Source organism: Embleya scabrispora, from assembly GCF_002024165.1.
Classification (GTDB): Bacteria; Actinomycetota; Actinomycetes; order Streptomycetales; family Streptomycetaceae; genus Embleya; species Embleya scabrispora_A.
This window is the reverse complement of sequence record NZ_MWQN01000001.1, coordinates 3,126,606-3,152,501: the sequence shown is the minus strand read 5'-3', so window position 1 is coordinate 3,152,501 and position 25,896 is coordinate 3,126,606. Positions and strand designations below refer to the sequence as shown.

The window sequence follows — 25,896 nt, the reverse complement described above, 5'->3', positions numbered from 1 at the left end:
GACCGTCCGGGTCGGTGCGCGGGCACGTCGCCGGACGGCGGCCCGCCGCCAACGAACGGGGGAGAACGGATGCAGTACGAAGTCGTCGTGCCGATCCCGGTCCGATCTGTCTGGGAGACCTTCCACGACGCCGAACGCCTGGGGCGGTGCATTCCGGGCCTGGTGCCCGAGGAGCCGGCCCGCGGCGGTGCCGAGGGCGTCGCGCTGACCGGCCGCTGGCGGGTGCGGGTCGGCGCCGACACCGTCGCCTTCCGCGGCCTGCTGCGGCTCGCCGCCGCGGCCGAGCCGTTGGCGCTGATCGCGACCGTGGTCGGGGTCGAGGAGCCGGGCGCGGCCGGGGGCGAGGGGACGCCGGCCGCCCGCCTCGACGCCGAGTTCACGGTGCGGCTGTACGACCTCGCCGCGGCCGAGGACGACGACGCGGAACACGCCGGCGAGACCCGGATCGTGTTCGCCGCCGAGCCGGGCGAGTTCGGCCCTGTCGAGACCGCGCGACAGGTCGCCTTCGCCCGCGCGGCCGACCTGTTCGCCGCCGCGCTGGCCGACGAACTCGCGCCCGAGCCGGCGGCCGACACGCCGTTCGAGCCGGTCCGGCCGCTCGCCGAGCCGTTCTCGACGCCGCCGCCGCGCACCCGGCCCGTGCCGCCGCGACCGGCCGAGACCGGCTCCGAGGCGGACCTGTGGTCCGAGGTCGGACACGGCAGCGGCCGAGCCGCGCGCCGGGCGATCCGGGTACTGGTCCCGGCGCTGGGCGCGGTCGTGCTCTGGCGCCTGGTCCGGGTGAGGGCCCGCCGCGAGCGCGTCGGCCGAGCCTGAACGGGCCGGGCGGGTCGCGGCGATAGGCTCCCGTGCCATGACCTCCGACCGTGATGCGCTGCTCGAACAGATCAAGACCAAGGCCGTCGTGCACGGCCGGGTCGTCCTGTCCTCCGGTCGGGAGGCGGACTACTACGTCGACCTGCGCCGGATCACCCTGGACGGCGAAGCCGCGCCGCTGGTCGGCAAGGTCATGCTCGACCTCACCGCCGACCTGGACTTCGACGCGGTCGGCGGGCTGACCCTGGGCGCCGACCCGGTCGCCGGGGCGATGCTGCACGCCGCCGCCGCGCGGGGCCGCCGACTGGACGCGTTCGTGGTGCGCAAGGCCGGCAAGGCGCACGGCCTGCAGCGCCGGATCGAGGGCCCGGACGTGCGGGGCCGCCGGGTGCTCGCGGTCGAGGACACCTCCACCACGGGCGGCTCGGTGCTGACCGCCGTCGAGGCGCTGCGCGAGGCCGGCGCCGAGGTCGTCGCGGTCGCGGTGATCGTCGAGCGCGGCGCCGCGCCCACCGTGGAAAAGGCCGGCCTCGAGTATCGGGTCGCCTACCACCTGGAAGACCTCGAACTGAATTAGCGGCCCCCCGCCCGCGCATTCCGCCGTCGGCCGTCCCGTGTGATGCCTTGCGCATTCACGGGACGGCCATTGCTTTTTTCGCCGTCTCGGATATTGTCGAACCAGTTCCGACGTCGGCGCATCCGCCGACCGGACTTCCCGGGGGGAAGTATGAATTCGTCGTGTATGCCGTCCTGCACGCGCTCGCCGCGCTCTCGCGGCCGAGTCGTCCTGCGCCGATCGGGGCGTTGAACACCTCTGCCCTTTCCCCTCGGACCGCCGGGTCGGTTCCCCGTCCGACCCGGCGGCCACCTTCGTCGTCGGCACCCTCCGAGTCCACCCCGCTCCCGGTCCCCGTCCGGGGGCGGGGTGTTTTGCATTGCGCCGACCCTTCGGCGGCCCGACGCACGACGAAGCGGAAAGGTTGTACGGCCGCGCATTTCATTCCGGTCGATTACCGGTGTCGTGCCCGGAACATCCTCCGGGACGACAAAAAGCGGCGGTGCGCCAATGCGCACCGCCGCTTCGGAGCGTATGTGTTCAGTTACCCGAGGAAGCCGCTTCGCGCTTCGCCTCCCGCTTGCTGCGCACCACCTCGATGATGATCGGCAGTACCGAGATGAGCACGATGACGAAAACGCCCGGCAAAAGATATTTGTCGATGCTGCTGCCGATCGTGTCGCCGAGCTTGTAGCCGAGCAGGATGATGCCGTCGGTCCACACCAGGCCGCCGATGACGTTCCAGAGGAAGAACGTCCGGGCGGGCATCTCCAGCACCCCGGCGACCGGGTTCAGGAAGGTGCGGACGATCGGGATGAACCGGGCGAGCAGCACCGCCTTGGCCGGGCCGAACTTCTCGAAGTACTGCTCGGCCTTGGTCACGTACTCGGCCTTGAACAGCTTCGAGTCCGGTTTGCTGAACATCTTCGTGCCGTAGCGGGCCCCCAGGAAGTGGCCGAACTGGGCACCGGCGATCGCACACACCGGTGCCCCGAGGAGCAGCCAGGGCAGCGAGATGGAGGTGCCGACGATCTCCTCCGCCGACGAGGACGCGGCGACGCCGGCCAGGAACAGCATCGAGTCGCCGGGGAAGAAGAACCCGACCAGCAGACCCGTCTCGGCGAAGATGATCGCGAGGATGCCGATGAGTCCGAACGTCGAGATGAGGGACGTCGCGTCGAGGACGTTGACAGCTTGGAATTCCACCTTGTGAGGGTAGTGCGCGTGCGGCCCGGGTGGTCACCCGTCCCCGCTCCGGGGCACGCATCATTACCGGGTCGGGACGTCCGGCGGCGATCGACGGCCGTTTTCGGCGGCGTCCGCACCCGCGCGGACACACGTACGCACACAGAGTCAGGGGTAGCACGTGGGCAACGAGCGGCTGGTGGTGATCGGCGGTGACGCCGCCGGGATGAGTGCGGCCTCGCAGGCCCGGCGGCGGCGCGGCGAGGACGACCTGGAGATCGTGGTGATCGAGCGGGGCCGGTTCGCCTCGTACTCCGCGTGCGGCATCCCGTATCTGGTCTCCGGGGACGTGGACGGTCCCGACGCGCTGATCGCACGTACGCCCGACGAGCACCGCAGGCGGGGGATCGACCTGCGCCTGGGTGTCGAGGCGGAGGGTCTCGACCTGGATCGCCGTACGGTCGAGATCCGTGACCTGGCCACCGGCAGGGCCGACCGGGTCGGCTTCGACCATTTGGTCCTGGCCACCGGCGCGGTGCCCATCCGGCCGCCGCTGCCCGGGATGGACGCACCCGGCGTGCACGGGGTGCAGACCCTGGAGGACGCCCGCGAGCTGATCGACTGGCTGGCCCCCGAACACCGCCGGGCGGTGGTGGTCGGCGGCGGCTACATCGGCATCGAGATGGCCGAGGCGATGGTCCGCAAGGGCCTGGCGGTCACCGTCGTGGACCGTTCCGTGCAGCCGATGTCCACCCTGGACCCCGACATGGGCGCCCTGGTGCACGAGGCCATGGAGGGCATGGACATCGACGTGGTGACCGAGACCGAGGTGGTGGGGATCGAGGTGACCGACGGTCGGGCGAGCGCCGTACTGACCGCCGACGGCCGTTTCCCGGCCGACATCGTGGTCCTGGGCCTGGGCGTGCGTCCCGCCACCGAACTCGCCCGCGCGGCCGGCCTGCCGCTCGGCGCGAGCGGCGGACTGACCACCGACCTGCGGATGCGGGTCGGCGTCGGCGGCGGAGCCGAGGGCATCTGGGCGGGAGGCGACTGCGTCGAAGTACTCGACCTCGTCTCCGGCCGCCGTCGGCACATCGCGCTCGGTACCCACGCGAACAAGCACGGCCGGGTGATCGGCGCCAACATCGGCGGCGACTACGCCACCTTCCCCGGCGTGGTCGGCACCGCCGTCAGCAAGGTGTGCGACCTGGAGATCGGCCGCACCGGCCTGCGCGAGAAGGACGCGGCGGCGGCCGGCTTCGAGTTCGTCACCGCGACCGTCGAGTCCACCGGCCGGGCCGGCTACTACCCGGGCGCGCGGTCGATGCGGGTCAAGATGATCGCCGAGCGGATCACCGGCCGACTGCTCGGCGTACAGATCGTCGGCCGCGACGGCGCCGCCAAACGCATCGACACCGCGGCCGTCGCACTCACCCACCGGATGACGGTCGAGGAGATCACCTCCCTCGACCTCGGCTACGCGCCCCCGTTCTCCCCGGTCTGGGACCCGATCCTGGTCGCCGCCCGCAAGGCGGCGCAGCGGGTCGCGGAGGATCGCTGACCGGCGATCGGGCCCCGCCGAGCGCCGGTCGGGATCAGCTCGTCGGCGGTTTGTAGCCGGAGAGATCGAGGGACGCGACCACCCGGTCGGCGATGTCGGAGCCGGCCGGGAGCCCGATGGTGTGGATGTACACGCCCTGGTCGACCAGCCACCACAGCCGGATGTCGTAGGACCCCGCGTCGGCGCATGTCACGGTCCAGGAGCGGTACTTGGCGGGGTGGCCGGCGACCGTCACCGTCGACTTGGTGGTCAACCGCATGGTCGGCTCCTTGTTCGCCGGAGGCGTGACGAGGACACCGTTGCGCAGGCACGACGGCCGGGTCGGTCCGCCGTCGTCCTTGTCGACGGCCCCCTCGGAGGGCCAGCTCCCCGAGACGTCCGGGACGGGTTTGACGCTGACCCAGGCGCCGTGACCCAGGCAGTCACCGGTATACGCGGGGTCGGCGAGCACACACTCGTGCCGGGCGTCCTCCCGCACGACCCGCCACGACGGCCGGGACCGGAACTTCACCGCCGAGACGTCGTCGGACCTGGGCCTGGTGGACGAACCGGGAGCGGTACTCGCCGGCTTCGACGACGGCGGCCGGGTCGTCGGGCGGTTGTCCGGTGGGGTGTTCTCCGACTCCGCCGTGCTCGACTCCGGCGTCCCGTTCGCTTCCAGGACCTCGGTCGCGGCGACGTGCGTCGGTGGCGCCGACGTCATGCCGGGGGAGGGGGTTCCCGATTCGGTGGTCAGCGGTGTGGGGACCCGGGACTGGAGCGGCGTGCTCCGGTTCGTGGTGGGTGCCCCCACCAGGGACACCCCGCCGACGGCCGCCGCGGCCAGGAGCACCGCGGACAGCGGCAGTCCGATGGTCTTCCACCGGGAGTGCGCGGTCCCGTCGGCGTGCGGCGGGGCCGGCGGTCGCAGTCGGTGCGCGGTGACGGTGTCCGCCCGCGCCGCCATCGCCGCGCGCAGCAGGTCCTCCACCGATTCGTCGCGCGCATTGTGTTCGGTCACGACTGTTCGTCCTTCATGAGTTTTTCGAGGGCGTCGATGGCACGACTCGCCGTGGACTTCACCGCTCCACGGGAGAGTCCGAGCGTTTCGGCAATCTGCGCCTCCGTCATGTCCGACCAGTAGCGCAGCACGAGCACCTCACGCTGTCGCGGGGCCAGGCGCTGCACCGCGCCGAGCACCCGCAGATGTTCCTCGGAGAGCACCACGGCGTCCTCGGGCGAGGCGGCGGCCGGCTCGTGCGGGGGGACGTAGGCACGGGCCGTGCGGCGCCGGCGCAACACCGAGCGGGAGAGGTTGACCACCGACGTGCGCAGGTAGGCCATCGCGTTGTCGACGTCGACCAGGTCCTCGCCGAAGCGGCGGTACAACGCGGTGAAGGCGTCCTGGACCACGTCCTCGGCGGTGCCGAGGTCGTCCACGAGCAGGATGGACAGCCGGACCATGCCCAGCCGTTGGGCGTGGTAGAGCTGGGTCAGGGTCGGGCGGGCGGCCGGCTCCTCCCGACCGCCCCGCAGGATGCGAAGCCGCGGTCGACGCGGTGCGGCCTCGGCCGTCGCGTCGTCGGACGCGGAGTCCGGCGATCGCTCGTCGCCCCCGAATGCCGGCATGCTCAGCAGCGCCACGGCCCCGCCGCCCCCTTCGCTGTCATCGAACCGTCCCCACCCCTTGTGCACAGCCCGTGTCATGGAGACGTCTCGGCTCGCCGCGGGTTGCGCCTGCCTTCGAAGTCCCGGTGGCGCCGGGCCGGTTCGTCGTGCCGTGCCCGTCCGCGAGGCGCGGATCGGTGGGCGCGATATCGGCCGGCGTCCCGGCGAGAGCACTCGTCGCGGACCCGTGCATGACAGGGGTGTCCCCTGGGGAAGGTGGTGGGAGGAAAACGAAGACGAACCGGAGCCTCGGGCGCCGTGAAAGCGGGCGCCGTCGGGTTCCGCGGGTTGTGATCCGCCGCTCTCCGCTTGCTGCTGTCACGTACCAGGATGCGTGTTCGATGGGATGGTTGCGCCCCGAGTGAAAGTCCGTGCGGAAGATCCTTCCGCTCCGCCGAACGTGGCGGACGGGATGCGGTGTCGACCAAGTCGGTCTGCCAGGATGGGCGGCAAGCGGGGATACGGCCATCCGTGTCCGAAACCCTCATATCACCGCCGGCTCGAGCAACAAGGAGCACACGCATGCCCATCGCAACTCCCGAGGTCTACGCCGAGATGCTGGACCGGGCCAAGGCCGGTCGATTCGCCTACCCGGCGATCAACGTGACCTCGTCCCAGACCCTGAACGCGGCGCTGCGCGGGTTCGCCGAGGCGGAGAGCGACGGCATCGTCCAGGTGTCCACGGGCGGCGCGGAGTTCCTGTCGGGCACCACCGTCAAGGACATGGTGGTGGGCTCGGTCGCGTTCGCCGAGTACGCGAAGGTGATCGCCGAGAAGTACTCGGTGAACATCGCGCTGCACACCGACCACTGTCCCAAGGACAAGCTCGACGGGTTCATGCGCCCGCTGATCGACATCTCCGCGGAGCGTGTGGCCAAGGGGCAGGACCCGCTGTTCCAGTCGCACATGTGGGACGGCTCGGCCGTACCGCTGGCGGAGAACCTGGAGATCGCCCGTGAGCTGATCGTCAAGTGCGCCGCCGCGCGGATCGTCATGGAGCTGGAGATCGGCGTCGTCGGCGGCGAGGAGGATGGCGTCGCCAACGAGATCAACGACAAGCTCTACACCACCGCGGCCGACGCGCTGGAGACCGTCGAGGCGATCGGCCTGGGCGAGCAGGGCCGCTACATGCTGGCCGCGACCTTCGGCAACGTGCACGGCGTGTACAAGCCGGGCAACGTCAAGCTGCGGCCGAGCATCCTCAAGGACCTCCAGGACGCGGTCGGCGCGAAGTACGGCCGGGAGAAGCCGTTCGACCTGGTCTTCCACGGCGGCTCCGGTTCGCTGCTCGAGGAGATCCGCGAGGCGCTGGACTACGGCGTGGTCAAGATGAACGTCGACACCGACACGCAGTACGCCTTCACCCGCCCGATCGTCGACCACGTGCTGCGCAACTACGACGGCGTGCTCAAGGTGGACGGCGAGGTCGGCAACAAGAAGCTGTACGACCCGCGTTCGTACGGCAAGGCGGCCGAGACCGGGATGGCCGAGCGGGTCGTCGAGGCCTGCCGCGACCTGCGCTCCGCGGGCACCCGGATGAAGTAGTCCGCGATCGGCGACGATTCGCAGCCGAGGCCCGTGACCACGAGGTCGCGGGCCTCGGCGCGTGATGGGCGATCATGGGGTCCATGACCATCGACCAGAACCTTTTCGGCGGACCCGATCCCACCTACCTGCCCGAGGAGTCCGAGCCGCTGGCGCTGCTCGTGGACGGCGTGCCGGCGGCCGAGGTGGCCGCGAAGTTCCCGACCTTCTCGCTCGCGTGGGCCGACCTGGCCGACGAGGCCTTCGGCCGGGGCAGCGTGATCGAGTCCTACGCCTACGCGCGGGTGGGCTACCACCGCGGGCTGGACGCGCTGCGGCGGGCGGGGTGGCGCGGGCACGGGCCGGTGCCGTGGGAGCACGAGCCGAACCGGGGCTTCCTGCGCTCCCTGCACGCGCTTGCGCGGGCCGCGGGTGCCATCGGCGAGGAGGAGGAGTACTCGCGCTGCACCATCTTCCTGCGGGACAGCAGCGCCACGGGGGCCAACGCCCTGGAGGGCTGAGCACCCGCCCTCCGCCCAAGGCGGCCTCAAGCGCCGGCCGGGCTGTCTGGCCTCAAGCGCCGGCCGGGCTGGGTTTGGGCTCTCGGACGCCCGTCGGGTCGAGTTTGGTATCCGGCTCCGGATGGGCCCGGTTTGGCATCGGGCGCCGGTCGGGCTGTTGGTTTGCCCGGCCGGCGTTTTGGTTGCGGCCGTGGCTGCGGTTTCACGCCGGGACGAACAGGCGCCAGCCTGTCGGGCGTACCGTCCAGGTGCGCAGGTGGACCGGGCCGGTGGGCATTCCGTCGGCGGCGTAGGTGAAGTCGCGGCCGCGTACCGTGATTTCGTGTGCGCGCAGTTGTACCGGCGCGCCGAGCGCCGGATGGGGGCCGAAGCGGGACGCGCCCGGGTGGCCGGTGATCATCACGGTCGCCGTACCTGCCCCGTTCGAGCCATTTGCCCCGTGAGTTCCGTTTCGGCCGTTGTACCCGTTCACTGTGACTTCCGTCATCATCGGGCCGGGCGTGGTCGACCCGTCGCAGCCCAGGTGCACGGACAGCACGGGGCGATCCGTGTCTGCCACCACCCGGCCGTCCGCCTCGATCCGCAGCCGGTGTCCCGAGGGCCCGACGGCGGCGCCGACGGTGCTCGACACGGTCCGCGCGGCCTGGTCCCACAACCCGCGCCAGCCGCGTCCGGACATACCGGCGACCGCCCCGGCGCGGCCGGCGCGCACGCCGTGGCCGATCCGGACCGAGCGCAGCGCGAGGCCGCCCAGGTCGTCCGACATCAGGTCGAAGGAACGTTCGTTCTCGCCCAGTGCCACGCGTGCCGCCTTGGCGGGCTCGGCCGGCAGGCCCAGCGCCCGGGCCAGCCCGTGACCGCTTCCGGTGTCGATCGGGACGATGCCCAGCGGGGTCTCGCCCAGCTCGCCCGCACGATCCAGTAACCGCGCGACGGCATGCACTCCGGCATCCCCGCCGATCACCACGACACGCCGACGCCCCCGCCGCGCGAGAGCGCGCTGCAGGTCGGCGGGGTCGGTGGGAATGACGATCTTGCTGGGGGCGCAGGCCCGCAGAACATCGAGCGCGACCCGGACGGATTCGCCGTCCGCCGAGCGAGCCGCAGGGTCCGTGATCACGAGCAGCGAGCGCTCGGCCGACACCGGTCGTCCTTCCTCAGGTAACCTCTCCCCGCAAGAGCCCCTTGCCGCGCATCGCGTCAAGGGGCTTGGACCGTCCGGGGCTCCCGTTGTCAAACATGCCCCGCCTGGAAGGGGTGTACGCCTCATGCCCGCACTCGTACTCGTCGGCGCCCAATGGGGAGACGAGGGCAAGGGGAAGGCTACCGACCTGCTCGGCGGATCCGTCGACTACGTGGTTCGGTACCAGGGCGGCAACAATGCCGGCCATACCGTTGTCATCGGCGATCAGAAGTACGCCCTCCACCTGCTGCCCTCCGGCATCCTCACGCCCGAGTGCACGCCCGTCATCGGCAACGGGGTCGTGGTCGACCCCGGGGTGCTGCTGCACGAGATCAGCACCCTGGTCGAACGCGGCATCGACACCTCCAAGTTGCTCATCTCGGGCAATGCGCACCTGATCACGCCGTACCACCGCACTTTGGACAAGGTGACGGAACGGTTCCTCGGCAAGCGCAAGATCGGCACCACCGGACGCGGCATCGGCCCGTCCTACGCCGACAAGATCAACCGGGTCGGGATCCGCGTCCAGGACCTGTTCGACGCCGGCATCCTGACCCAAAAGGTCGAGAGCGCGCTGTCGGACAAGAACCAGATGCTGGTCAAGATGTACAACCGCCGCGAGCTCAAGGTCGAGGAGATCGTCGAGGAATACCTCGGCTACGCCGAGCAGCTGCGGCCCTACGTCGCCGACACCACGCTGGTCCTGAACCAGGCCCTGGACCAGGGCAAGGTCGTCCTGCTGGAGGGCGGTCAGGGCACGCTGTTGGACGTGGACCACGGCACCTATCCGTTCGTCACCTCGTCCAACCCCACGGCGGGCGGCGCGTGCGCCGGATCGGGCATCGGCCCGACCAAGATCACCGGAGTGATCGGCATCCTCAAGGCGTACACCACGCGCGTGGGTGCCGGCCCCTTCCCGACCGAACTCTTCGACGAGGACGGCGAGGCGCTGCGCCGGATCGGCCACGAGCGCGGCGTGACCACCGGGCGCGACCGGCGCTGCGGCTGGTTCGACGCGGTCATCGCGCGCTATGCCACGCGGGTCAACGGGCTCACCGACTTCTTCCTGACCAAGCTGGACGTGCTCACCGGCTGGGAGGAGATCCCGGTCTGCGTCGCGTACGACATCGACGGTGTGCGGCACGACGAACTGCCGATGTCGCAGACCGACTTCCACCACGCGAAGCCGATCTACGAGAAGCTTCCCGGCTGGACCGAGGACATCACCGGCGCACGCACCTTCGCGGACCTGCCCAAGAACGCGCAGGCGTACGTGCGGGCCCTGGAGGAGATGTCCGGCGCCCCGATCTCGGCGATCGGCGTCGGCCCCGGCCGTACGCAGACCATCGAGATCAACAGCCTGCTGCGCGGCAAGTAGCGCACCGGATCGAGGCCACGCGGGGTCCTGCCGACACACTGTCGGCAGGACCCCGTGATCGTTGACAATCTGCCGCTTCGGACGGCGTTTGCCCGCCCTTATGGTGGCCGCATGAGCACTCTGGACCCGGCGGCCGGGAAGGCCGTTTACGACGCCGACCGCGCCCACGTCTTCCACTCCTGGTCCGCACAGGGGCTCATCAGCCCGCTGGCGGTCGCGGGCGCCGAGGGATCCTACTTCTGGGACTACGACGGCAACCGATACCTGGACTTCGCGTCCCAGCTGGTCAACACCAACATCGGACACCAGCACCCCAAGGTCGTCGCGGCGATCAAGGCCCAGGCCGACAAGCTGTGCATGGTCCAGCCGGCCTTCGCCAACGACGCCCGCAGCGAGGCCGCGCGGCTGATCACCGAGCTCGCGCCCGGCGACCTGAACCGGGTCTTCTTCACCAACGGCGGCGCCGAGGCGAACGAGAACGCGATCCGGATGGCGCGGCTGCACACCGGCCGGCACAAGGTGCTCTCCACCTACCGCTCGTACCACGGCGCCACCGCCAACGCGATCGCGCTGACCGGCGACCCGCGCCGCTGGCCGAACGAGACCGGCGTGTCCGGCATCGTGCACTTCTGGGGCCCGTACGCCTACCGCTCCGCCTTCCACGCCGACGGCGAGGCGCAGGAGTGCGAGCGAGCGCTGGCGCACCTGGAGAACACCATCGTGTTCGAGGGCGCCCAGACGATCGCCGCGATCGTGCTGGAGACCGTGGTCGGCACCGCCGGCATCCTGGTGCCGCCGCCCGGCTACCTCGCGGGTGTGCGGGCGCTGTGCGACAAGTACGGGATCATCTTCATCGCCGACGAGGTGATGGCCGGGTTCGGCCGCACCGGCGCGTGGTTCGCGGTGGACAACTGGGACATCACCCCGGACCTGATCACCTTCGCCAAGGGCGTCAACTCCGGCTACGTCCCGCTCGGCGGCGTGATCATCTCGGACCGGATCTTCGAGACCTTCCGTGAGCGTCCCTACCCGGGCGGCCTGACCTACTCCGGTCACCCGCTGGCCTGCGCCGCCGCCGTCGCGACGATCACCGCGATGCGCGACGAGAAGATCGTCGAGAACGCCAAGTGGCTCGGGGAGAGCGTGATCGGCCCCGAACTGCGCGCGATGGCGGCACGGCACGCGAGTGTCGGCGAGGTGCGCGGCCTCGGCGTGTTCTGGGCGATCGAACTGGTCAAGAACAAGGAGACCCGCGAGCCGCTGGTCGCCTACAACGCCGCCGGCCCCGCCGCGCAGCCGATGAACGAGTTCACCGCGGCGTGCAAGGCGCGCGGCCTGTGGCCGTTCGTCAACATGAACCGCACCCACGTGGTGCCGCCGTGCACGAGCACCGAGGGCGAGGTCAAGGAGGGCCTGGCCATCCTGGACGAGGCGCTGACCGTCGCCGACGCATTCTGCGCGTAGCCCTTCGCACCGCGTGCAACCCTTCGTGAACCAGGCCGTACCCGCGCCGACTTCGGCGCGGGTACGGCTTTTTCGCGTTTCCGCCCCCGGCGTTCGGCGCCCGATCACCCCCTCGGGCGCCGACGCCCGGCGTCCCGGGTGAAATCGGATGGGCACGTTGCTCCCCAAATCGGATATCGGTTCATATGATCGACGCGATCGACTTGATCGGACGGGTGCCCGTCGGCGCGACGGTGCCGACGGCCGGCGAGAAGAGACCGCGTGCAGTCGGCACAGGGCAGTGTTTTAGACGGCGGCCTGCTTCCCGGCCCGGCCGATCCCGGCGGTGCGCAGGCTCCGTTGCGGCGGATCAGCCTGCGCCAGGAGATCGCCGAGGTGTTGAGCGACGACCTGGTGACGGGCCGGCTGCCGGCCGGTACCTCGCTCACCGTCAACGAGACCGCGCAACGTTTCGGGGTGTCGGCGACCCCCGTGCGCGAGGCGCTGATCCAACTGGCCGCGCAGGGCCTGCTGCTCGGCGGCCACCATCGCGGCTTCCAGGTCTGCCGGTTCACCTGGACCGACTTCGCCGAGATCGTCGAGTCGCGCCGACTGCTCGGCGTGCCGCTGATCGGCCGGATCGCCCGGACCGCGCCGGACGAGGCGATGCCGGTGCTGCGCGCGCTCGGTGCCCGACTCGACGGCGCGCACTGGAACGGCGACGTGTCCGAGGTCGCGCTGCTCGACCGGAGGTTCTTCGGCGAACTGGGTCGCTGGAGCGGCAATCGCCGACTCGCCGACGTGCTCGCGGTCTTTCGGGTCCAGGCCTGGATGTACATCGTCCCCTACCTGCGCGACGCCCCGCCGACCGCGTCGGGCTGGGGCCGCTATCGCGAACTCGCCGACCGCGTCGCCGCGCGGGACGCGGAGGGATCGATGGCCCTGATGCGCGACTACACCTCGGCCGGTCGCCGGCTCGCCCGCGAACTCGCGGACGCGCACTGACGCTTGCCCGTGGGATGCCGCCCGGCGCGGTGGCGGTACGGTGGCGCCGGTAACCGCCGCGTGGGATCGACAGGACCGGGAGCTGCACCGTGGATTGCGACGTCTGGCTCGTTCCGCTGGTGGACGCGCTGTGTCACAACCCGGAGAATCCGTTCCGCGACGAACTGGCCGCCTACGACGCCGCGTTGGTGGGCCAGGGCCTGCCCGCCGTGCCGGTGCGCACCTGGCAGCCGGGCACCGCCGAGGTGCGGCTCGCGGGCGCGTTCGACCACGAGTCGCTGCACTACCTGCGCCGCGCCTACCTGCTGCACCGCACGGGGTTCCCGGTCACCCCGGTGGAGCGGCTGGGCGAGGACTACGACCGCCTCCTGGAGACCTTCGAGGCCGCCGCCCAGTTCTCCCACCTGGTGTGGCACTACGACCACGCCGGCGCCTACCTGCCGATCGACTTCCCGCAACCGCTGATGGACGACCCGCTTCCCCAGGAAGGCGGGCCGCTCGGCTCCAGCCTGGGCATGCTGCGCGAGCTGGAGGACCTGGCCCCGTACATCGGCGTGGACCTGCTCGACCCGCCCAGGCCGACGCCGACCTACGACGGCGCCCCGTTCGCCCGTGAACGTTTCGTCTGGGCGACCCTGTACGCCGCCGCCCAGGAGAGCGTGACCCTGGGCGCGATGGTCGTCTTCGCCTGAGCGCGGGGGCATCCGCCGCCGGGCGTGCCACTAGGCTGCCCGTGTGAAGGTCCTCGTGATTGGCAGCGGTGCCCGTGAGCACGCCCTGTGCCGCTCGCTCTCCCTCGACTCCGCGGTGTCCGCCGTCTACTGCGCGCCCGGCAACGCGGGCATCGCCCAGGTGGCCGAACTGCGCCAGGTCGACGCCCTCAACGCCGGGGACGTCGCCGACCTCGCCCAGCGCCTCGGTGTCGACCTCGTCGTGGTCGGCCCCGAGGCCCCGCTGGTCGCCGGGGTCGCCGACGCCGTGCGCGCGCGGGGCATCGACTGCTTCGGCCCGTCCGGCACCGCCGCGCGGCTGGAAGGCTCCAAGGCGTTCGCCAAGGAGGTGATGGCCGCCGCCGGCGTGCCCACCGCCCGCAGCTACGTGTGCACCACCGCCGAGGAGGCCGAACGCGCCCTCGACGCGTTCGGGCCGCCCTACGTGGTCAAGGACGACGGCCTCGCCGCCGGCAAGGGCGTCGTGGTCACCGACGACCTCGACGTCGCCCGCGCGCACGCCGCGTCCTGCGACCGGGTGGTGATCGAGGAGTTCCTGGACGGCCCCGAGGTCTCGCTGTTCGTGCTCTGCGACGGCGACGACGTGGTGGCCCTCCAGCCCGCCCAGGACTTCAAGCGGGTCGGCGACGAGGACGCGGGCCCCAACACCGGGGGCATGGGCGCCTACACCCCGCTCCCGTGGGCCCCCCAGGGCCTGACCGAAGACCTGGTGCGCACCGTCGCCCAGCCCACCGTGGACGAGATGCGCCGCCGCGGCACCCCGTTCTCCGGCGTGTTGTTCATCGGCCTGGCGCTCACCTCGCGCGGCCCGCGCGTGATCGAGTACAACTGCCGCTTCGGCGATCCCGAGACCCAGGTCGTGCTGGCGAGCCTGGCCACCCCGCTGGCCGGCGTGCTGCACGCCGCCGCGACCGGGCGCCTGGGCGAGTTGGAGCCGCTGCGCTGGCACGAGGGCGCGGCGGTGACCGTGGTGGTGGCCGCCGAGAACTATCCCGCCACCCCGCGCACGGGCGACCCGATCAAGGGCCTGGCCGAGGTCGCCAAGCTCCCGCACACCTACGTCCTGCACGGCGGCACCCGCCGCGGCGAGGGCGGCGAGGTGCTGTCCTCCGGCGGCCGGGTGCTCTCGATCACCGGCACCGGGGCGACGCTGGAGCAGGCCCGGCACCACGCGTACGAGGGGGTGGCCCTGATCGGCCTGCCCGGCTCGCACCACCGCACCGACATCGCCGCCAAGGCGAGCCGGGGCGAGATCTCGGTCGCCGGCTACCCGCCCCAGGGCTGAATTCGGCCGTTCGGCCCCCTTACCGGTCGGCTCAAACCAACACAGCCGTCCGGCCCCGGATCTCACTCGCAGGGATGGTGTTCGGCCCGAAGCGGCTGAACACCGGAACTCGTCGCATTATCGTGCGAGCACCGCGGGTCGTGACCGACGACCCGGACGAGTGATCCCCGGATCCAGGATCGGATGGGGGCGATGCGTGTGGGCGAGTCGGCCGAACCACTGGCGCTGGCCGAGGCACGCGCGCGGGCGCGCGCCGTGCTGTGGGTGCGCAACGGTGCCGTCCTGGCCGCGCTGACGGCCGCCGGCCTGCTGCTGTACTGGGCCTCGCGCAGCTTCGGCGAGAGCGCCCCGGGCACGCTGCTCGCCGCCCTGGCGGTGGCGATCGTGGCCCTGCTCGGCTGGGTCGCGCTCGATCTGGCGCTGGTGCGCCGCACCGGTGTCCCGGCGGTCGCGCTGGCCCCGGACGACGCGCCGGAACTGCACACGATGGTGCGCGAACTGGCCGAGCGCCTGGACGTGCCGGTGCCCGACGGCATCCGGTTGTGCCCGGAATGCGACAGCTGGCTGGAACCCGACCCCCGCCGGCCCCGGCGCACCGTCCTGGTGGTCGGCGCGCCGTTCCTGTGGTGGTTGCGGGTGGGCGAGTTGCGGGCCCTGCTCGCCCCCGTCGTGGCGGGCACCGAGGCGTCCGCCGAACCGGTGGTCGCCGGTGCCCGTCGCTGGGTCCGCCGCCTCGACGCGGTCGCCGACGTACGGCGCCCGCTCGGCCCGGCCCCGCTGCGTCCGGCCCGCCGGCTCTCCCGTTCCTTCGCCCGCCAACTGCTCGGCCTGTGCCAGGGCCACGCCGAACTGATGGAGCGGGAGATCGCGGTCGGCGCGGCGGCCCTGGCCATTCCGCTGGAGCCCGAACTGCGCGCCACCGCTCACGAACAGGTCGGCCTGGCCTACGCCGGCTGGGACCGCCTGCTGACCCGGCTCGCCGCGCCCGCCTGGGCCATCGGCCGACGCCCGGACGCGCTGATGGCGGGCGTGGTCTCGGCGCTGACCGAGTTGTCCCGGCGGGACAAGCTCGCCGACGCGTTCGGCGCCCGCCTGGCCGAGCGGGCCGCCGGCGACCTGCTCGCCGATCCGGCCGCCATGGACGGCGAGATCTCCCGGCTCGCGGCGGGCATCTTCGCCGACGGACCCACCCCGCACCCGGTCTCGTGGGCCGACTACCCCGACGCGGTCATCGAGCCGGTGTGGCGGGCCCGCGCGGCGGCGTTCGCGGCCCCCGTCGACGACGCCCTCGCCGTGCTGCGCCGGGATCCGGACGAGGACCACCGCAAGGCCGCCGACCACCTGTTCGCGGTGGTGGCGTGCGCGGCCCTGGACACCGGCCGGATGCACCCGGCGGTGGACTGGCTGGACGGCCCGGTCCTGGTCGACGGCTCCGGCCGCGCGGTCGACCTGGCGACGCTGATCACCCGTGCCGTCGACGAGCGCAACGACGCCCCGCTGCGCGCCTGGCTGGCCCGGATCGGCATCGCCACCCGCGAGCCGGTCCACCCCGACGGGTCGGCGGCCTGACGCCCTCGGGTCCGCGGTGGGGCCCGTGAAAGACTTCCCCTGCCCCACCACACCCCGAGAAAGCGCTGGTTCCGTGAGCGGATTCGTCACCAAGCCCGAGCCGGTCGAGGTTCCCGGCCTGACCCACATCCACACCGGCAAGGTGCGCGATCTGTACACCGACGCCGACGACAACCTCGTGATGGTGGCCAGCGACCGGATCTCCGCCTACGACTGGGTCCTGGAGCCCGGGATCCCGGACAAGGGCCGGATCCTCACGAGCCTGTCGCTGTGGTGGTTCGACCTGCTGGCGGACCTGTATCCGAACCACGTGCTGTCCACCGAGGTCCCCGCCGGCGCCCCCGCCGACTGGGCCGGCCGCACCCTGGTGTGCCGCCGGCTGGACATGGTGCCGGTCGAGTGCGTGGCGCGCGGCTACCTGGCCGGGTCCGGCACGGTGGAGTACCGCGCCTCGGGCTCGGTATGCGGCGTCGCGCTGCCCGAGGGCCTGACCGAGGGCTCCGAGTTGCCCGAGCCGATCTTCACCCCGGCCACCAAGGCCGAGGTCGGCGAGCACGACGAGAACGTCTCCTTCGCGTATGTCGCCGAGCGGCACGGCGCGGAACTGGCCGACGCACTGCGCCGGGCCACGCTCTCCGTCTACGGCCGGGCCCGGGACATCGCGCGCGAGCACGGGCTCGTCCTGGCCGACACCAAGTTCGAGTTCGGCCTCGACCCGGCGGGCGGCCTGGTGCTCGCCGACGAGGTGCTGACCCCCGACTCGTCCCGCTACTGGCCCGCCGACCGCTGGGCACCGGGGCACGCCCAGCCGTCCTTCGACAAGCAGTACGTGCGCGACTGGCTCACCTCGCCCGAGTCGGGCTGGGACCGGGTGGCGGACACCCCGCCGCCGGACATGCCCGAGGAGGTCGTCGCGCGCACGCACGAGAAGTACGTCGAGGTGTACGAGCGACTGACCGGCCGCCGCTGGGCCTGATCGATCGAGCTCGACGGACGCCGATTTCCGGCCGTCCCGACATCCGTCGGGACGGCCGGGACGGTCGGGGCGGTATCCGGGGCGGCATCGAGCCCGCATTGAGCCCACACGCATCCCGTGGGCCCGGACCCGGCGCATACGACAGAAAGGCCGGATCACATAAGTGATCCGGCCTTCTCGTGGAGCGGACGACGAGATTCGAACTCGCGACCCTCACCTTGGCAAGGTGATGCTCTACCAACTGAGCCACGTCCGCACGACTCGGGGCACTGCCCCGCGTTGTGTCCCCAACCCTACCCGATCCGCGGAGGTGGTTGCCACCGACCTCGGTTCGAGGGGTCGAGCAGAGCAGGCGACAGGAATTGAACACTGCGTCTCCCCCTTGGAAAGGGGGCGCTCTACCACTGAGCTACGCCTGCGTGTGTTCCCCGGTTTCCCGGGTGCAAGAGAACTCTATAGGACCGTCGAGGGTGCCCAGTACGCTGCGGAGTCGGATCATCACGGATGTCCGGTTTTGCCGGGGAAAGTTCTTTCGGAGCGGCCCCGGCCCCGCTCGGCCGCAGGCGGGGACGGGGGCCGAGAGGTGGCCGGGCCGGACACGTGTGGTGTGGGTTGCCGGTGCGGAGGCGCGCTCAGTTCGCGGTGTTGGCGGCCTCGAACTCCGCGTAGACCCGGGCCGGGATGCGCCCGCGCGCGGGTACGTCCATACCGCGCGCGCGGGCCCAGGCCCGTACCGCCGCGGGGTCGGAGGCGACGGTCGTCTGGCGGAAGGGCTTTCCGGTGCGCGCGGTGCGTCGCGCGACCGCGAGATAAGGAGCCAGCGCATCCCGCATCTGCTGAACGTGCTCTTCCGAAAGGTCGATTTCATACGACTTGCCGTCGAGGCCGAAACGGATGGTTTCCGTGGCCTCGCTTCCGTCGATGTCGTCGTGCAGGCTGACGACTACACGCTGGGCCATGGCGGTGTCCTCTCGGGTGATAGCACCGAGGCGAAAAACAAAACTTCATTGCCGAGTCTAAGCGCTAAACGCGAACCGTTGCGGTGTGGTCCGCTGTTCTTCGGTTCGGTAAGCGCTAATTTACCGGTCGGCGATTCGTTTTCACGATACGCGAGATATTCCTCTCGCCGCGCGAGGGCGGGCGTGTCCCGAGCGTCGGCCGGTTTGATCCACAGCCTGTGGACAACGCGACGCCGAGTCGGCCGTCGGATGAGCCAGGGCGGGGCGCATTGCCCGTTTGAAGGCGATTTATTGACATCCGGATCCGGCCGAACCCCCTGTGGACAACCCCGAAGCTGTGGATAACTCGGCGCCGGGACGGGTCGCCCGGAGGCGGCCGGTACCCTGATACCGCCGATCCATCGGGTGCCGGCGTCGACCGACCCGATCCAGCAGCAGGGTCCGACCCCCCGTATCCCGCGATACGGACGACCGGCCCGAACCATCACAGTGGGAGTGCCTGTGGCACGCGTCGTCGTCGACGTCATGCTCAAGCCGGAAATCCTCGATCCCCAGGGGCAGGCCGTGCAGCGCGCGCTGCCGCGGCTGGGTTTCGACGGAATCACCGACGTCCGCCAGGGCAAGCGTTTCGAGCTGGAGCTGGAGGGACCGGTCGACGAGGCCGCCCTCGCCCGCATCCGCGAAGCCGCCGAGTCCTTCCTCGCCAACACCGTGATCGAGGACTTCACCGTCCGCGTCGAGGCGGAGGGGGAGAAGTGACGATCCGCGTCGGCGTCGTCACCTTCCCCGGTTCGCTCGACGACCACGACGCCCGGCGCGCGGTGCGCATCGCCGGTGCCGAGCCGGTCGCCCTGTGGCACAAGGACAAGAACCTCCAGCAGGTCGACGCGGTCGTCCTGCCCGGCGGATTCTCGTACGGCGACTACCTGCGTTGCGGAGCCATCTCGCGCTTCTCGCCGGTCATGGAATCGGTGATCGAGCAGGCGCAGGCCGGTCTTCCGGTATTGGGCATCTGCAACGGTTTCCAAATTCTTTGCGAATCGCACCTGCTGCCGGGCGCGCTCACCCGCAACGACCACCTCCACTTCATCTGTCGGGACCAAAAGCTGCGGATCGAGAACACGTCCACCGCATGGACGTCGGACTTCGCACCCGGACAGGAGATCACCGTTCCGCTCAAGAACGGTGAAGGCGGTTTCGTCGCCGACGAGCGCACCTTGGACATGCTGGAGGCCGAGGGCCGGGTGATCGCCCGCTACCTGGACCTCAACCCGAACGGATCGCGTCGCGACATCGCCGGCATCAGCAACGCGGCCGGGAACGTGGTCGGTCTGATGCCGCACCCCGAGCACGCGGTGGAGCCGCTGACCGGTCCCACGACCGAGGGCCTCCCCTTCTTCACCTCGATCCTGAAGCGCCTGGTGAACGCCTGATGAGCCTGGACACCGTCAAGAACGCGCTCGAACACCCCGACGTCGAGCAGCCCTTCGCCGAACTCGGCCTCAAGCCGGACGAGTACACCCGCATCCGGGAGATCCTGGGCCGCCGGCCGACCTCCTCCGAGTTGGCCATGTACTCGGTGATGTGGTCCGAGCACTGCTCGTACAAGTCGAGCAAGGTGCACCTGCGCCAGTTCGGCGACAAGATGCCCGAGAACGACGCGATGCTCGTGGGCATCGGGGAGAACGCCGGCGTCGTCGACGTCGGCCAGGGCTATGCGGTGACCTTCAAGGTCGAGTCGCACAACCACCCGTCCTACGTGGAGCCCTACCAGGGCGCCGCGACCGGCATCGGCGGCATCGTGCGCGACATCCTGGCGATGGGCGCCCGCCCGGTCGCGGTGATGGACCCGCTGCGCTTCGGCGCGGCCGAACACCCCGACACCCGGCGCGTGTTGCCCGGCGTGGTCGCGGGCATCGGCGGCTACGGCAACTGCCTGGGCCTGCCCAACATCGGCGGCGAGATCGTCTTCGACCCGTGCTACCAGGGAAACCCGCTGGTCAACGCGCTGTGCGTGGGCGTGATGAAGCACGAGGACATCCACCTCGCGCAGGCGTCCGGCGCGGGCAACCTGGTGATCCTCTACGGCGCCCGCACCGGCGGCGACGGGATCGGCGGGGTATCGGTCCTGGCCTCGGAGACCTTCGACGCCGACGGCCCGGCCAAGCGCCCGGCCGTCCAGGTCGGCGACCCGTTCCAGGAGAAGCTGCTGATCGAGTGCACCCTGGAGCTGTTCCGCGAGCACCTGGTCGCGGGCATCCAGGACCTCGGCGGCGCGGGCCTGTCCTGTGCCACCTCGGAGCTGGCCTCGGCCGGATCCGGCGGCATGCGGGTCGAGTTGGACACCGTCCCGCTGCGCGACCACACGCTCTCGCCCGAAGAGATCCTGATGAGCGAGTCGCAGGAGCGGATGTGCGCCGTCGTGGAGCCGGCCCACGTGGCCCGCTTCATGGAGATCTGCGACAAGTGGGACGTCATCGCCACCGTCGTCGGCGAGGTCACCGAGGGCGACCGGCTGGAGATCTTCTGGCACGGCGAGCAGATCGTCGACGTGCCGCCGCGCACGGTCGCGCACGAGGGGCCCGTCTACGAGCGGCCGTATGCGCGCCCGCAGTGGCAGGACACCCTCCAGGCCGACGCGGCCGAGCGGCTGCCCCGACCGGGCACGGCCGACGAGCTGAAGGCGACCCTGCTCGACCTGGTCGCCTCGCCGAACCTGGCGGACAAGTCGTGGGTCACCGACCAGTACGACCGCTACGTGCTCGGCAACACCGTGCTGGCCCAGCCGGAGGACTCCGGCATGGTCCGCATCGACGAGGAGACCGGCCTGGGCGTGGCGCTCGCCACCGACGGCAACGGCCGCTTCTGCAAGCTCGACCCGTACACCGGCGCCCAGCTCGCGCTGGCCGAGGCGTATCGCAACGTGGCCACCACCGGTGCCAGGCCGCTGGCCGTCACCGACTGCCTGAACTTCGGCTCGCCCGAGGACCCGGCGGTGATGTGGCAGTTCGCCGAGACCACGCGCGGTCTGGCCGACGCGTGCCAAATCCTCGGCACGCCGGTGACCGGCGGCAACGTGTCGTTCTACAACCAGACCGGCGAGACGGCGATCCACCCGACCCCGGTGGTCGGCGTGCTCGGCGTGATCGACGACGTCGAGCGGCGCACGCCGGTCGGCTTCGCCGAGGAGGGGCAGATCATCCTGCTCCTGGGCGACACGCACGAGGAGCTGTCCGGCTCGGCGTGGGCGCAGGTGGCCCACGACCACCTCGGCGGCCTGCCGCCGAGGGTGGACCTGGAGCGCGAGCGGCTGCTCGCCGAGATCCTGATCGCGGGCTCGCGCGACGGCATGATCGACGCCGCGCACGACCTCGCCGACGGCGGTCTGGCCCAGGCTCTGGTCGAGGCGTGCCTGACCGGCGGCCACGGCGCGCGTGTGGTGCTGGCCGAGGACCTCGACCCGACCGTCGCGCTGTTCAGCGAGTCGGCGGGCCGGGCGATCGTCGCGGTGCCCAGGAGCGAGGAGATGCGCTTCACCGACATGTGCAAGGTGCGCGGCCTGCCGTGCGCCCGGATCGGTGTGGTCGACGGCGACACGCTCGACTTCCAGGGCCACTTCACGGTGGCGCTGGACGAACTGCGCACCGCCCACGAGCAGACCCTGAAGGCCCTGTTCGGCTGAGCGGCCGAGCGGTGACTTCCCCGTGCCCGTGAGGGGTGCCCCGTGCACCCCTCACGGGCATCGTCGTCTCCCGGCGCCGCCGTCCCGGTGCGCCGCCGGTGCCTGCGGCGGGCCCCGCCATCCCTACGCCCCGAGCCGGTACGGCCGGAACGTGCCGTGCCCGGGCCAGTACGGATAGGGGATCGTGCCGTGGTGCGCGCCCTTCCCGGAACTCTCCTCGTACGCGTGGTACCGGGTGTGCGCCGCGTCCGCCCAGCCCGCGAAGACCAGCGTGTGGCCGGCCGCGCCCGGGGCGGTGTTGAGCAGGATGTCGCCGGGGCGCAGATCGTCCTTGCCGATCGGGTGCGACACCTCGGGCAGGGTCACCGTGGTCAGCCCGGGCGGCGGCAGCCCCCACGCCATCGAGACCAGCCCCGAGCAGTCCGTGCGGTAGCCGTCGTGGAAGCCGCTCATGCTGTAGCCCAACCCCAGGTCGGCCCACCGCTTCGCCCGGGCCACGATCTCCTCGCCGTCCGGCCCCGGCGCCGCGACCCGCACGACGCCCGCCCCGCGACCGATCGGCCGGACCGCGAACGGCCCGTCGTACACCTCCGGCGGCGCGAACGACGGCTCGCCCGCGCGGATCCACCCGTCGGCCGGCCCGAGCCCCGCGGGCCGCCCGCCCGCCGGCGCCAGGTCGAGCAGTCGGCTGGCCGCGGCTTGGTCCGCCTCCGCGTAGGACCGGGCGTTGTCGACCAGCCGATCGGCCAGATCCACCCCGCCGCGCTCGGCCCGATCCAGCGTCTCCACCGCCTCCCGAAGCCTGCTCCGCAGCACCTCGAAGGTCTCCGGCGCCAGTGGGCGGCTCGCCGCGACATCGACCGCCGCCACCCGCTCGCGCAACGCCCACACCTCCCGGGCCACCGCCCGCAACCGACCCGCGAGCGCGACCAGACCGCCCGGCGCGGCGGCGAACCCGGCGATCACCGCGCCGCCCACCGCTCGTCCAACCACGCCGCACTGCCCGACGCCGGAAAACGCTCCACCGCATCCGACCCCGTCGGCCCCGCCGCCTCCCGAGCCGCCCGCTCGTTCGCCGCGATCCGGCCCAGCGCGGCCCGTATCGCCGCCGCGTGCGCCCGCAGCGCCTCGACCACGGCCAGCACCGCCGGCTCCGTCGCCGCGCACTCCCGCCGCCAGACCTGCGCCCGAGCCGCGAACGCCTCCGCCGCCCCGCCGCTCCAGTCGACCGCCGTCGAGACGGGCCGCACCCGCTCCGCCGCCCCGGCCAACTCGGCCGCGATCGCCTCGACCCGGCCGGGATCCCCGTAATTGCTCATGCCCCCAGCGTCGCGGCACGCCGGCCGCGGCGGGCGAGCGCGGGCCGAATCCGTGCAGAAACGAATCGCCTACTCTCGGCCGAAATCCCGCCGACCGCAGCCGAAAACCGTCCACCCCATCCGCGGGCCGCCCTCTAAGCTGCACCCATGACGAACCGCCCCGCCGCCCCCCGCCCCCGCAAGGTCGATCCGGCCAAGGTGCGCACCGCGCTGATCGCCGAGTGGCGCGCGATGGCCGAGGTCACGGCGCGGCTGACCCCGGAGCAACTGGCCGCCCCCTCCGGGCTGACCGGCTGGTCCACCGCCAACCTGGTCGGCCACCTGGCCGCGAGCGTCGAGGCGGTCCCGCGCTGGCTCGCCGAACCCGTCCCGACCGGCCCGCCGATCACCGTCGAGCAGTGGGCGAACGGCACCTCCGCCTACGCCTCGGTCATCTCCGCCATCGCCGACGACATGGCCGAGGCCGGCCGCACCCCCGCCGACTGCGTCGACGCCGCGATCGCCGCCCTGGACGGGGTCCCGGACACCCGCACGACGATCACCCGGATCGGCCCGATGCGCCTGCCCGACATGCTCGTCACCCGCCTCGTCGAGGGCGTCGTGCACAGCGACGACCTGGAGCGGGCCACCGGCGAGCCCTTCCCGCACGACCGGCACGCGCTCGGCACGGTGGTCCGCGCGCTGGCCGACGCGCTCGCCGTCCGCGCCCCCGGACACGCGGTCGAGGTCCGCGTCCCGCCGTTCGCCGTAGTGCAGTGCGTCACAGGACCCCGGCACACTCGGGGCGTTCCGCCCAACGTGGTCGAGACCGACCCAAGGACCTGGCTCCGCCTCGCCACCGGCCGTCTGACCTGGGCGGACGCCGTCGACGACGGTCGGGTCCTGGCCAGTGGCGAACGTAGTGACTTGTCCGGATACCTGCCACTGATGGGGTGAACCGCGACCCATCCGGCCCTGTCGTAGACTCGATCACGTGCCACGTGGCGACGGACGACTCAACCACGATCTCTTCCCCGGCGAGAAGGGCCCGCAGGACGCCTGCGGCGTCTTCGGCGTCTGGGCCCCCGGCGAAGAGGTCGCAAAACTCACCTATTTCGGTCTCTACGCTTTGCAGCACCGCGGGACGGAATCCGCCGGCATAGCTGTGAGCAACGGATCCCAGATCCTGGTCTTCAAGGACATGGGCCTGGTCTCCCAGGTCTTCGACGAAACCACTCTGGGCTCGCTCCGCGGGCACATGGCCGTAGGCCATGCCCGCTACTCGACCACCGGATCGTCCGTCTGGGAGAACGCCCAGCCGACCTTCCGGGCCACCGCGACCGGCAGCATCGCGCTCGGCCACAACGGAAACCTCACCAACACGGGTGAGCTGTCCCGTCTGGTCGCCGAGCAGGGCCCCGATCGCGGCGAGCTCAACTACCCCTACCAGGGCCGGATCGAGGCCAGCAGCGACACCGATCTGCTCACCTCGCTCCTGGCCGGCAGTCCCGACCTGTCCCTGGAACAGACCGCGATGCAGGTGTTGCCCGAGGTCAAGGGCGCCTTCTCGCTGGTCTTCATGGACGAGACCACGCTCTACGCCGCGCGCGACCCCCAGGGCATCCGGCCCCTCGTGCTCGGCCGCCTGGAGCGCGGTTGGGTGGTGGCGAGCGAGACCGCCGCCCTCGACATCGTCGGCGCCTCGTTCATCCGCGAGATCGAACCGGGCGAGCTGATCGCGGTCGACGAGCACGGCCTGCGCACCCGGCGCTTCGCCGAGGCCAAGCCCAAGGGCTGCGTCTTCGAATACGTCTACCTGGCCCGCCCCGACACGACCATCGCGGGCCGCGGCGTCTACGCGTCCCGGGTCGAGATGGGCCGCCGGCTGGCCCAGGAGTACCCGGTCGACGCCGACCTGGTCATGCCGACCCCGGAATCGGGCACCCCCGCCGCGATCGGCTACGCCGAACAGTCCGGCATCCCGTACGGGAACGGCCTGGTCAAGAACTCCTACGTGGGCCGGACCTTCATCCAGCCCAGCCAGACCATCCGGCAGCTGGGCATCCGGCTCAAGCTGAACCCGCTGCGCGAGGTCATCCAGGGCAAGCGCCTGGTCGTCGTCGACGACTCGATCGTGCGCGGCAACACCCAGCGCGCGCTGGTGCGCATGCTGCGCGAGGCCGGCGCGGCCGAGGTGCACGTGCGGATCTCCTCGCCGCCGGTGAAGTGGCCGTGCTTCTTCGGCATCGACTTCGCCACCCGGGCCGAACTGATCGCCAACGGTCTCTCGGTGGACGAGATCGCCAAGTCGCTCGGCGCCGACTCGCTCGCCTACATCTCGCTCGACGCGATGGTCGAGGCGACCACCATTCCCAAGGACCGGCTGTGCCGGGCCTGCTTCGACGGGGAATACCCGATCGAGCTGCCCGACCCCGAGCGGTTGGGCAAGCACCTGCTCGAAGGCATCGAGCAGTCCGTCCGCACCGACGTGGACGGCGTGCAGGCCCTCCTCGGCGGTGGCGGCGCGGAGGACGCGCTCCGTCGTCCCTGATCCGCCGCAGTCCAGCGAGTTTCCGT

General features: G+C 71.6%; 24 protein-coding genes and 2 tRNA genes. 17 read left to right on the top strand and 9 right to left on the bottom strand.

What is annotated here, in order from left to right; genetic code table 11:
• Window positions 1-69 precede the first annotated feature (69 nt).
• Both B4N89_RS13970 and pyrE read left to right on the top strand, forming a co-directional pair.
• Window positions 70-816 (top strand): hypothetical protein, encoded by a 747-nt coding sequence (locus B4N89_RS13970; RefSeq protein ID WP_078976162.1) that lies wholly within the window; start codon window positions 70-72, stop codon window positions 814-816.
• 37 nt (window positions 817-853) lie between these two features.
• Window positions 854-1,393, top strand: a complete 540-nt coding sequence (pyrE, locus tag B4N89_RS13965) for an orotate phosphoribosyltransferase (RefSeq protein WP_078976161.1) — start codon at window positions 854-856, stop codon at window positions 1,391-1,393.
• A 519-nt stretch (window positions 1,394-1,912) separates the two neighbouring features.
• Here the strand turns inward: pyrE and B4N89_RS13960 are convergent.
• Window positions 1,913-2,578: a DedA family protein gene (locus tag B4N89_RS13960; RefSeq protein WP_078976160.1), complete on the bottom strand. Its 666-nt coding sequence runs from the start codon at window positions 2,576-2,578 to the stop codon at window positions 1,913-1,915.
• 160 nt (window positions 2,579-2,738) lie between these two features.
• Between B4N89_RS13960 and B4N89_RS13955 the strand changes: the two genes are divergently transcribed.
• The gene (locus tag B4N89_RS13955) at window positions 2,739-4,118 is read left to right on the top strand and encodes an FAD-dependent oxidoreductase (protein ID WP_078976159.1); all 1,380 of its coding nucleotides are present in this window, start codon (window positions 2,739-2,741) and stop codon (window positions 4,116-4,118) included.
• A gap of 34 nt (window positions 4,119-4,152) precedes the next feature.
• Here B4N89_RS13955 and B4N89_RS48975 read toward each other — a convergent pair whose 3' ends face one another.
• Complete coding sequence (locus tag B4N89_RS48975) at window positions 4,153-5,118, bottom strand: hypothetical protein (RefSeq protein ID WP_078976158.1); 966 nt, start codon at window positions 5,116-5,118, stop codon at window positions 4,153-4,155.
• A complete protein-coding gene (locus B4N89_RS13945; RefSeq protein WP_101897085.1) occupies window positions 5,115-5,741 on the bottom strand; it encodes a sigma-70 family RNA polymerase sigma factor in 627 nt (208 codons plus the stop codon). The genes B4N89_RS48975 and B4N89_RS13945 overlap by 4 nt, the downstream gene beginning before the upstream one ends.
• A gap of 546 nt (window positions 5,742-6,287) precedes the next feature.
• On the opposite strand from B4N89_RS13945, the gene fbaA reads away from it, so the two are divergent.
• Entirely contained in the window at window positions 6,288-7,310 is a 1,023-nt protein-coding gene (gene fbaA, locus B4N89_RS13940) for a class II fructose-bisphosphate aldolase (protein WP_078976157.1), read from the top strand.
• Window positions 7,311-7,393: 83 nt separating this feature from the next.
• Entirely contained in the window at window positions 7,394-7,810 is a 417-nt protein-coding gene (locus B4N89_RS13935) for a DUF3151 domain-containing protein (RefSeq protein WP_078976156.1), read from the top strand.
• A gap of 202 nt (window positions 7,811-8,012) precedes the next feature.
• On the opposite strand, the gene B4N89_RS13930 is transcribed toward B4N89_RS13935, so the two are convergent.
• Window positions 8,013-8,954 (bottom strand): diacylglycerol kinase family protein, encoded by a 942-nt coding sequence (locus B4N89_RS13930; RefSeq protein WP_161500716.1) that lies wholly within the window; start codon window positions 8,952-8,954, stop codon window positions 8,013-8,015.
• Between the two features lie 124 nt (window positions 8,955-9,078).
• Between B4N89_RS13930 and B4N89_RS13925 the strand changes: the two genes are divergently transcribed.
• The 7 genes from B4N89_RS13925 to B4N89_RS13895 all read left to right on the top strand — a co-directional run bounded on the left by B4N89_RS13925 (window position 9,079) and on the right by B4N89_RS13895 (window position 17,380).
• Complete coding sequence (locus B4N89_RS13925; protein WP_078976154.1) at window positions 9,079-10,371, top strand: adenylosuccinate synthase; 1,293 nt, start codon at window positions 9,079-9,081, stop codon at window positions 10,369-10,371.
• Window positions 10,372-10,482: 111 nt separating this feature from the next.
• On the top strand, window positions 10,483-11,835 hold the full coding sequence (locus B4N89_RS13920) for an aspartate aminotransferase family protein (protein WP_078976153.1): 1,353 nt from the start codon (window positions 10,483-10,485) through the stop codon (window positions 11,833-11,835).
• Window positions 11,836-12,096: 261 nt separating this feature from the next.
• Entirely contained in the window at window positions 12,097-12,819 is a 723-nt protein-coding gene (locus B4N89_RS13915; protein WP_078976152.1) for a GntR family transcriptional regulator, read from the top strand.
• 89 nt (window positions 12,820-12,908) lie between these two features.
• On the top strand, window positions 12,909-13,511 hold the full coding sequence (locus tag B4N89_RS13910) for a hypothetical protein (RefSeq protein ID WP_078976151.1): 603 nt from the start codon (window positions 12,909-12,911) through the stop codon (window positions 13,509-13,511).
• Window positions 13,512-13,554: 43 nt separating this feature from the next.
• Window positions 13,555-14,835, top strand: coding sequence for a phosphoribosylamine--glycine ligase (gene purD / locus B4N89_RS13905; protein ID WP_078976150.1), 1,281 nt, complete (start codon window positions 13,555-13,557; stop codon window positions 14,833-14,835).
• A gap of 192 nt (window positions 14,836-15,027) precedes the next feature.
• Window positions 15,028-16,404, top strand: a complete 1,377-nt coding sequence (locus tag B4N89_RS13900; RefSeq protein WP_201260839.1) for a hypothetical protein — start codon at window positions 15,028-15,030, stop codon at window positions 16,402-16,404.
• Window positions 16,405-16,477: 73 nt separating this feature from the next.
• Complete coding sequence (locus B4N89_RS13895) at window positions 16,478-17,380, top strand: phosphoribosylaminoimidazolesuccinocarboxamide synthase (RefSeq protein ID WP_078976148.1); 903 nt, start codon at window positions 16,478-16,480, stop codon at window positions 17,378-17,380.
• A gap of 180 nt (window positions 17,381-17,560) precedes the next feature.
• Here B4N89_RS13895 and B4N89_RS13890 read toward each other — a convergent pair.
• The 3 genes from B4N89_RS13890 to B4N89_RS13880 all read right to left on the bottom strand — a co-directional run bounded on the left by B4N89_RS13890 (window position 17,561) and on the right by B4N89_RS13880 (window position 18,339).
• A tRNA-Gly gene (locus tag B4N89_RS13890) sits at window positions 17,561-17,636 on the bottom strand.
• Window positions 17,637-17,727: 91 nt separating this feature from the next.
• Window positions 17,728-17,799, bottom strand: a tRNA-Gly gene (locus tag B4N89_RS13885).
• Between the two features lie 213 nt (window positions 17,800-18,012).
• Window positions 18,013-18,339, bottom strand: a complete 327-nt coding sequence (locus tag B4N89_RS13880; protein WP_020555629.1) for a histone-like nucleoid-structuring protein Lsr2 — start codon at window positions 18,337-18,339, stop codon at window positions 18,013-18,015.
• Between the two features lie 495 nt (window positions 18,340-18,834).
• Here B4N89_RS13880 and purS point away from each other — a divergent pair, with 495 nt between their 5' ends.
• From purS to purL, 3 genes are read left to right on the top strand one after another with little or no spacing between them, the layout of a single operon-like run.
• On the top strand, window positions 18,835-19,098 hold the full coding sequence (gene purS, locus B4N89_RS13875) for a phosphoribosylformylglycinamidine synthase subunit PurS (protein ID WP_078976147.1): 264 nt from the start codon (window positions 18,835-18,837) through the stop codon (window positions 19,096-19,098).
• Window positions 19,095-19,772, top strand: coding sequence for a phosphoribosylformylglycinamidine synthase subunit PurQ (gene purQ, locus B4N89_RS13870; RefSeq protein ID WP_078976146.1), 678 nt, complete (start codon window positions 19,095-19,097; stop codon window positions 19,770-19,772). Before purS ends, purQ begins: the two co-directional genes overlap by 4 nt.
• A complete protein-coding gene (gene purL, locus B4N89_RS13865) occupies window positions 19,772-22,021 on the top strand; it encodes a phosphoribosylformylglycinamidine synthase subunit PurL (protein WP_078976145.1) in 2,250 nt (749 codons plus the stop codon). The genes purQ and purL overlap by 1 nt, the downstream gene beginning before the upstream one ends.
• A 123-nt stretch (window positions 22,022-22,144) precedes the next feature.
• Here the strand turns inward: purL and B4N89_RS13860 are convergent, their stop codons facing one another.
• Together B4N89_RS13860 and B4N89_RS13855 are read right to left on the bottom strand one after the other, a co-directional pair.
• On the bottom strand, window positions 22,145-23,014 hold the full coding sequence (locus B4N89_RS13860; protein ID WP_143657954.1) for a C40 family peptidase: 870 nt from the start codon (window positions 23,012-23,014) through the stop codon (window positions 22,145-22,147).
• A complete protein-coding gene (locus tag B4N89_RS13855) occupies window positions 22,984-23,340 on the bottom strand; it encodes a hypothetical protein (protein ID WP_078976143.1) in 357 nt (118 codons plus the stop codon). Before B4N89_RS13855 ends, B4N89_RS13860 begins: the two co-directional genes overlap by 31 nt.
• Before the next feature lie 147 nt (window positions 23,341-23,487).
• Here B4N89_RS13855 and B4N89_RS13850 point away from each other — a divergent pair, with 147 nt between their 5' ends.
• Window positions 23,488-24,276, top strand: a complete 789-nt coding sequence (locus B4N89_RS13850) for a maleylpyruvate isomerase family mycothiol-dependent enzyme (protein WP_078976142.1) — start codon at window positions 23,488-23,490, stop codon at window positions 24,274-24,276.
• A gap of 37 nt (window positions 24,277-24,313) precedes the next feature.
• Window positions 24,314-25,870: an amidophosphoribosyltransferase gene (gene purF, locus B4N89_RS13845; RefSeq protein WP_078976141.1), complete on the top strand. Its 1,557-nt coding sequence runs from the start codon at window positions 24,314-24,316 to the stop codon at window positions 25,868-25,870.
• Window positions 25,871-25,896: the final 26 nt, after the last annotated feature.